Origin of the sequence: Prochlorococcus sp. ALOHA_ZT_50 (genome assembly GCF_022447305.1) — a bacterium.
GTDB lineage: Bacteria > Cyanobacteriota > Cyanobacteriia > PCC-6307 > Cyanobiaceae > Prochlorococcus_A.
In genome coordinates this window covers 1-7,103 of sequence record NZ_JAKVCI010000042.1, presented here as the reverse complement: position 1 = coordinate 7,103, position 7,103 = coordinate 1, and the positions used below count along the sequence as shown (strand labels likewise).

Sequence of the window (7,103 nt, the reverse complement as noted above, 5' to 3'; positions counted from 1 at the left end):
AAAATATCCTTCTATATCTTCAGATTTTACTTTTAATTGGACAATCTTTTTTGATGTCCCCAATAAGGAAATTAGCAGATACTTCTAGACAATTACCTTTAAGGAATATCTCAAAATTAATTTTAGATATTCGCGAGGGGAGGGAAACTTTGGCAATGATCGGGATAAGAAAACCTTCATTACACTATTATTCTAGGCAAATAGTTTTTTATGAACCAAACACTGAAGAGGGATTAATTAATCTTTCAGAAAGGCTAAATACTGATAGAAGAGAAAATTATGAGGATAAACCCGATTATGAATATAAATCTCTATTGGTTGTGATAGATGAATTCTCTTCTCGCCGAAAGCAATGGTCAAAAATTAATCATCAAAAATTGGGCAAATTTGGGATTTATAATTTATGGCGAATTCAAAAAAGTGATTTAAATAAGTATTCGAGATTTTTAGTTAAAAGTGGTTATAAATCTGACTGGGAAAATAGAAAAGTTGAAAAATTTTAACAAAGTCTTTTTTTAAGAAGAGCATTTTTTAAATCATCAATGCTGCACTTGCTTGGGATATCAATTTTATTTAAATCTTCCATTAATTCGAGATCGATGACAGAATCTTCGGCTAAAAAACTAAAAACTTCATTAATGCTTATTCCCATATCTTGAGCCATCTCTGAGATAAGCCTTAGAGTATCCCTCCTCACAGAAATCCTTAGATCTAAAGGGATATATTCATTTTCAGGGTTTGCTGACTTCATACACTAAATCTTAAGACATTATTTAGTTATCAGGATATAATCTTTACAATATTCATTAATCATGCATTAAATACAAGTTTCATCTAAGTTGTTTGAATAAATAAATTCATAAACATTTTTAATAGAGGAATTGTAATTATTGAAATTAAGGTTGTAGTAAAAAGAATTTTTGAAGCTATTTTTTGTTTCACACCATAAGCCTCTGCCATTAATATTGTGGATATTGCCGTTGGGGTTGCTGCCTGAAGAATTACTGCAGATGATTGATAGAAGTTAAAATTTAAGAATTTGCATACTAAAAAAATAATAAAGGGAAGAATAAATAACTTTAATAAAATTGAAAATTTAATTTCTTCATTTAGATCCAAAATCCTCTCATTTTGATTTGTGATTATTCCAAGTCTTGTTCCCACAATTATTATTGCCAAAGCAATAACTATTCTTGCAGGAATCCAAAGATAATTGCCTAAAATTTCATCTATTTGAAAAAGATATGCAAGAAGTACACCAATAATCCCTCTTGATGCAGGGCTATTTATCAATGCATTTAATAGTCCTTTGATGTTTGGGATGTTATTGCTGTTGGATTTTTCTTGAAGAAAAAAAGGTCCAAATATCCAAGCGAAAAGTGTTGTTCCTAAATCAAATCCAATAGTGAAATTTATAGTTGTTGAAGGTAGAAGAGCTAGCGCAATTGGTATTCCAAGAAATGATGTATTACCTATTAGGCCTGCTAGCTGCAATGTGTAATTTGGAAGCCTCTTCTTAAATATTGGGATTATATTTATTAAAGTTATTAAAAATCCAATTACAGAGAATGCTAAAAATGCACTTTTAATTAGGTTTATATCTATACCTTCCTTTAATAGGAGACCCATTACACTTAATGGAATGCCAAATCTTATTAGAGGTCTTGCTATATATTTTGAAATCTTTGGATTCTTTTTCCCCAGAAGAAAACCAAAGATTAAAAAAGGGATAATATTTATAAAAAGAGAGTAGATGGTATTAATTAAATATTTATTAAAGCAATATTAACTCGCCGTAGTGCAGTCAAAAAGTTTTTTATTGTTAATTGAGAATTTAAATTATTTTCCAGATTGCTTTGTCAGGAATTAGAGGAGATTTATATAAATTTTCTGGTTCTTTAGTCAAAACTCTCCATGTAGGAACCCGACAAGTTACGTAAGCAGGACTTTCTATTAAAACTCCTGGGTTCTCATCAAAAGTACATGTAAAACCTTCTTTCCAATATCCACCATTGTTAAGGCTTCCTTTAAACCAAACCCAGCATTTTGAAGTTTTCAAGATCAGTAAATTTTTGTTTTATTTTAATCAAGATTTAATTATTAAATATAAAGTTTATTACTTTTAAAAAAAATTTTTACTCAATTTAGTTTTTTGAAAAATATATTTTAGAGATTAATATCAATAAATTTAAGATCAGGGTAATTAAATTTGCTATCAATATTGGTGTAGAAGAAATTTTATAACCGTAAATAATCCAAGACAAAACACCGATAATAAACATTATTAATGTTGTCAAAGAAACATCATCTGCCTTTTTTGTTTTTAAAGTTTTTATCAATTGAGGCAGAAATGCTGCTGTTGTTAAAATCGCTGCAAAATATCCAAATATATCTACATTCATAAAAATATTTTAAAAACTATTCTTTAATTAAATCAGTCAAAAATCCTAAGGGATCCCTCATGTTTGATGAATATCCAAGCACATCGTTTGAGAAAAATTTATAAATAATTTGATTTTTATTATTCAATAGAAAAGAAGCCCCTCTTTGAGGAAGGTATTCTTCATTAAGAATATAATCACTCCAATTTTGAATTATTTCATTCATATTATTTAATCTAAATGTTGCTAATTCAAATGGTCTCAAATAACCATCCCCGAAAACCTTTTTAAAAGAATTACCTGAAAATTTTAAAAATTTTAAAACATCAATTTTGTCAAATTCTGAATAGATTTGCTTTGCTTTTCGGTCGCCGGTATAACCTCTAATAACTTCTTTAATTGTTTTAAAAGAATTTATCCCTGATAACATCAAAAGCATATTGATCCAACCTCCTAAACCAATATCTAATCCTCTTGAGACTTTTAGATTATTATGGATTTGATTATCAGAAACAACTATTAAATTTTCTTTGTGAAAGCCAGTAAATTTACAGAATTTTTCTTTCCCATTTTGGTTCCCAATAGCAATTGCAAAAATATCTAAATTTTTATCTTGATTCTTATCGATAAAATTTTTCAAATTTATTGCATATTCAAAGCTATCAAAATCTCCCAATAAACCAAATAAAACAATTAATTTGAATTTTTTATGCCCATTAAAGTTGAATTCTTCAATAAGATTTTTTATATCATTTTGAAATTTGTCAGTCACGATGGTTTGAATTTTTTATAAATTATTCTCAAAAAATTTTTCTTACCTTGATTAGTATAAAATTTTACATGAAAAAGTTTTTAAAGAAATTAATTTAACGTTTTTAGATTTTATTATTTTAATGTAAACATTTTGAAGTTATGACTGTAGGAATTTATTACGCAACTACAACTGGAAAAACTGAAGACGTAGCTGATCGTCTTCACAACTTTATCTCTTCAGCAGAAGCACCTAAAGATGTATCTGATGTGGATGATCTTTCAGAATTTGAAGGTCTTGATGGAATTATCTGCGGGATACCTACTTGGAATACTGGTGCCGATGAAGAAAGATCGGGAACTGCATGGGATTCAATCTTAGAGGATATTGGTGAACTAAGTTTATCAGGAAAAAAAGTTGCAATTTTTGGTTTAGGAGATTCTTCTACATATACAGAAAACTATTGTGATGCAATGGAAGAACTTCATAGCTACTTCACAAAAGCAGGCGCCGAAATGGTCGGTTACGTAGATAAATCTTCTTATACATTTGATGAGTCTAAAAGTGTTATTGGAGAAAGCTTTTGTGGATTACCTCTTGATGAGGATAGTGAATCTGATTTGACCGATTCGCGTCTTGAAACATGGGCTTCTCAGCTTAAGGGTGAAATCCCTTCATTGGCGTAAGCTTTCTCAGATATTACTTCCCTAGTTTGTAACATTTGTTCTTTCACAATATGTTTTTTTTACATAAGTAATTAAATCTGTAAAGAACATGTAAAAACAATAGCGATAAGCAATATGCTCAATTTGCTGTTTACTTAAATCAAGTGTTACAAACTTACGGAAAATCTGATGTCACCTATGACTGGTACGCAGGGAATTCTGGTGTTGTTGGCCGTTCAGGTAAATTCATAGCTGCTCATGCTGCCCATGCAGGCCTAATGATGTTCTGGGCAGGAGCTTTTGGATTATTTGAATTGGCTCGTTACGACGCCAGTATTCCAATGGGTGCACAGAAAGCAATTGTTTTGCCTCACCTAGCGGGTATTGGAATTGGTGGCGTTGAAAATGGTGTTATTACAGAACCATATGGAATTGTTGTAATTTGCACATTACATCTAATTTTCTCAGCAGTATTGGGTGCTGGGGGATTATTACATTCCAACAAATTTGCAGGTGATCTTGGAGACTATCCAGAAAATAGTAAGCCACAAAAATTTGATTTCGAATGGGATGACCCAGATAAATTAACTTTTATTCTTGGTCATCATCTAATCTTTCTTGGGCTTGGAGCAATTATGTTCGTTGAATGGGCTCGTATTCATGGAATTTACGACCCAGCAATAGGATCTACAAGACAAGTTATTTACAATTTAGATATTGCCGCTATCTGGAATCATCAATTTGATTTTTTAAAAATAGATAGTCTGGAAGACGTTATGGGAGGACATGCTTTCCTAGCTTTCCTAGAAATAATTGGAGGTGTTTTCCATATTTGTACTAAACAATTTGGAGAATATACAGAATTTAAAGGAAAAGGATTACTTGGCGCTGAGGCAATTTTGTCATACTCAGTTGTTGGTGTTTCTTATATGGCTTTTGTTGCTGCTTTTTGGTGTGCTTCAAATACAACCATATATCCAGTTGATCTATATGGAGAACCCTTAAAGCTTCAATTTGAATTCGCCCCTTATTTTACTGATACAGTAGATTTAGGTTCAGGAGCATATAGCTCAAGAGCTTGGCTTGCTAATACTCATTTTTATTTGGGTTTCTTTTTCTTACAAGGTCATCTTTGGCACGCACTAAGAGCAATGGGATTTGACTTTAAGAAAATTGGTCAAGCTTTTGACAATATTGAAAATACAAAAATTACTCAAAACTAGTTTAATCAAATAAAAAAACCTCTCCTCTAACAGGGAGGTTTTTTTTGTAGAATTTTTTCACGGATTCAAAAAATTAATGGATAATCTAAAAGAAATTAATTGTAAGGAGATTTTTAAAAAGGCTTATGAAAATCGTTACACCTGGAAGAATGATTTTCATGGTTACCAAGGTAAATGTATTTTCTTGACTAATAATAATATTCATAAAGGTGACTTCGTATTAGGTAAAGACTTTAAACCAAATATTCAAAATATAGAAGATGAGAAAGTTGTTAAAAGTATTGCCTCTCAGTTATTTGAAGTGTGTATACATAGGGTAAAGAGAGAATTTGAATCAGTGCACTCAGAAAATAATTTTAATTTACTTAAAAATTCTGAAAGTGGGATTGAAATGAGTGTTTCAGGTAAGAATCAAGGTGATAAATATAGAGTTAAAAATAACTGTATTAATATGGTCTACAGAAAAATTCATGGAACTATAATAGAAATTTTTGTTGAAGAATTTTTAGATACAGGAACAGGTTCCCTTAGTAAAAAATACAGTAGTCAACAAATTGATCCAGATACACTTGAGACAAATTCTCAAAAATTGGAATACGAGGATGAATTTCTAAATATGGGTAAAGACGATTATTGGATATTAAATTCGAGGACAATAAAATACTTAAACCAAAATCAAGAAGAAGAAACACAAAAGTTTGTTTTCGAGGATCTATGCTTATTAAATTAGGTTTTTTATTCAACCAATCTAAACCCTTTATCAAGTAGTTTTTGATATAAGAGTCTTGCTCTAAAAGCTAGAATTTGCTCTTCATTTTCATTACTAATTACATGAAAATAATTATTATCTAATTTATTTTTGCTAAAGCATACATTTGCTTCTCCTAATCTTAAAGTCCAGTTCTCTTCTTTTGCTAAATGTTGATTAGGGCCAAGATCCCAAGGACATTTTTCAGGATATTTTTCTCTTTTAGAACCCATATGATTAATTTTAACTACCCAATATTAGTAAAAATTTAAAAGTATGGCTATGAAAAATAGTTGATAACTTTTTCATAGAGTTGTTGTTTAATGCAATGCAATTAAAAATTACTCTTTGGTTGCGATTAAACAATAAAATGGGTCTTTATTTAAAAAATTAAAGATATTAAGTGCTGGTTCAGTAAACTTTTTGATAATTTTTGGCTCATTAAATCCGTTTGAGATTAATACTTTTCTTACATATTTGACCCTCTCTTCTTCAGTAGATGAAGTCCATATGTTAGGAGCTTTATGCCAAAATGCTCTGTTTGAAAAAGCAATAATAATCTTGCCATTTCTACTCAATATTCTTGCAATTTCTTTGGTTAAATTCTCTGGATATTGTAAATATTGCCATGCGGCCACCATCAAGCAATAATCAACGCTTTCTTTATCTAGCGGAATTTGTTGACTTAAATTAAAATTTTGTATCCAATAAGAATCAAAAATTTTGTTTTTTTCAAGTTCTTGTTTGTTTAAACCATGTCCAATAACTTTTTTATATTTTTTCCCTTTAGGTAAATAACTATCCCAACTGGACATTAAATCAAGGACGGTTGAATAATTATCAATTTCTCTTTCATATAAATCTGATAGATTTTGCCTGAAGTTTGCATCTAGATGATAAACAAATTTTGGATCAGAATAAAATTCTTCATCATTGCTCTCATCAAGTTTTTTTCTTTGATAATTACTTAAGACTTTCAAAATGATCGTAAATATATGTTCTTTAAATTTAGTAAATAGATATTCATATTGCGTTATAAAAATTTTATTTTGCGTTTTATGAATTGAAGATTTTAAATAAAACTAGACATCCATTGAAAAAAAGTTAAATTACTAAATAACAATCTAATTAAAAATGATTGAATTCAAAAGGAGTAAAAAAAGTAGATCTAAAAATGCCCTATTCAATCCTTATAAAAACGGAATAAGCACCTACGATCTGGCATATCTATCATCAAAAAAAATTTTTAAAAATCTTGAAACAGTCTCAATAAATAATTTGAGTCACTTTTATGGAAAAAATGAGAATAAAAAACAAGTTCTTAATGACGTTAAT

11 protein-coding genes and 1 pseudogene are annotated in these 7,103 nt (G+C 29.5%); 5 read left to right on the top strand and 7 right to left on the bottom strand.

Features of this window, described 5'->3' with window-relative positions:
• A pseudogene (locus tag MK115_RS08765) lies at positions 1-503 on the top strand (ArnT family glycosyltransferase); the annotation flags it as partial.
• Here MK115_RS08765 and MK115_RS08760 read toward each other — a convergent pair.
• From MK115_RS08760 to MK115_RS08740, 5 genes are all read right to left on the bottom strand, one after another.
• On the bottom strand, positions 500-751 hold the full coding sequence (locus tag MK115_RS08760) for a hypothetical protein (RefSeq protein WP_025913672.1): 252 nt from the start codon (positions 749-751) through the stop codon (positions 500-502). The pseudogene MK115_RS08765 and the gene MK115_RS08760 overlap by 4 nt on opposite strands.
• Positions 752-834: 83 nt before the next feature.
• Positions 835-1,629: an AEC family transporter gene (locus MK115_RS08755; RefSeq protein WP_287610785.1), complete on the bottom strand. Its 795-nt coding sequence runs from the start codon at positions 1,627-1,629 to the stop codon at positions 835-837.
• A gap of 205 nt (positions 1,630-1,834) precedes the next feature.
• The gene (locus MK115_RS08750) at positions 1,835-2,059 is read right to left on the bottom strand and encodes a hypothetical protein (protein ID WP_025893489.1); all 225 of its coding nucleotides are present in this window, start codon (positions 2,057-2,059) and stop codon (positions 1,835-1,837) included.
• An 85-nt stretch (positions 2,060-2,144) separates the two neighbouring features.
• Positions 2,145-2,402 carry a SemiSWEET family sugar transporter gene (locus MK115_RS08745; protein ID WP_025881879.1) on the bottom strand — a complete coding sequence of 86 codons (258 nt, stop codon included), beginning with the start codon at positions 2,400-2,402 and terminating at the stop codon, positions 2,145-2,147.
• Positions 2,403-2,418: 16 nt separating this feature from the next.
• Positions 2,419-3,153 (bottom strand): AhpC/TSA family protein, encoded by a 735-nt coding sequence (locus MK115_RS08740; protein WP_287610782.1) that lies wholly within the window; start codon positions 3,151-3,153, stop codon positions 2,419-2,421.
• Between the two features lie 140 nt (positions 3,154-3,293).
• Here MK115_RS08740 and fldA point away from each other — a divergent pair, with 140 nt between their 5' ends.
• The 3 genes from fldA to MK115_RS08725 all read left to right on the top strand — a co-directional run bounded on the left by fldA (position 3,294) and on the right by MK115_RS08725 (position 5,750).
• Positions 3,294-3,818 carry a flavodoxin FldA gene (fldA, locus tag MK115_RS08735; protein WP_011818786.1) on the top strand — a complete coding sequence of 175 codons (525 nt, stop codon included), beginning with the start codon at positions 3,294-3,296 and terminating at the stop codon, positions 3,816-3,818.
• 143 nt (positions 3,819-3,961) lie between these two features.
• Complete coding sequence (locus MK115_RS08730) at positions 3,962-5,020, top strand: chlorophyll a/b binding light-harvesting protein (protein WP_025956826.1); 1,059 nt, start codon at positions 3,962-3,964, stop codon at positions 5,018-5,020.
• A 76-nt stretch (positions 5,021-5,096) separates the two neighbouring features.
• Positions 5,097-5,750, top strand: a complete 654-nt coding sequence (locus MK115_RS08725) for a DUF3386 domain-containing protein (protein ID WP_287610779.1) — start codon at positions 5,097-5,099, stop codon at positions 5,748-5,750.
• 5 nt (positions 5,751-5,755) lie between these two features.
• On the opposite strand, the gene MK115_RS08720 is transcribed toward MK115_RS08725, so the two are convergent.
• On the bottom strand, positions 5,756-6,001 hold the full coding sequence (locus MK115_RS08720; protein WP_002807817.1) for a hypothetical protein: 246 nt from the start codon (positions 5,999-6,001) through the stop codon (positions 5,756-5,758).
• A 108-nt stretch (positions 6,002-6,109) separates the two neighbouring features.
• Positions 6,110-6,748, bottom strand: coding sequence for a methyltransferase domain-containing protein (locus MK115_RS08715; protein WP_287610778.1), 639 nt, complete (start codon positions 6,746-6,748; stop codon positions 6,110-6,112).
• 154 nt (positions 6,749-6,902) lie between these two features.
• On the opposite strand from MK115_RS08715, the gene MK115_RS08710 reads away from it, so the two are divergent.
• Positions 6,903-7,103, top strand: a 201-nt coding sequence (locus tag MK115_RS08710) for a hypothetical protein (protein WP_287610777.1), incomplete at its 3' end; no start/stop codon positions are given.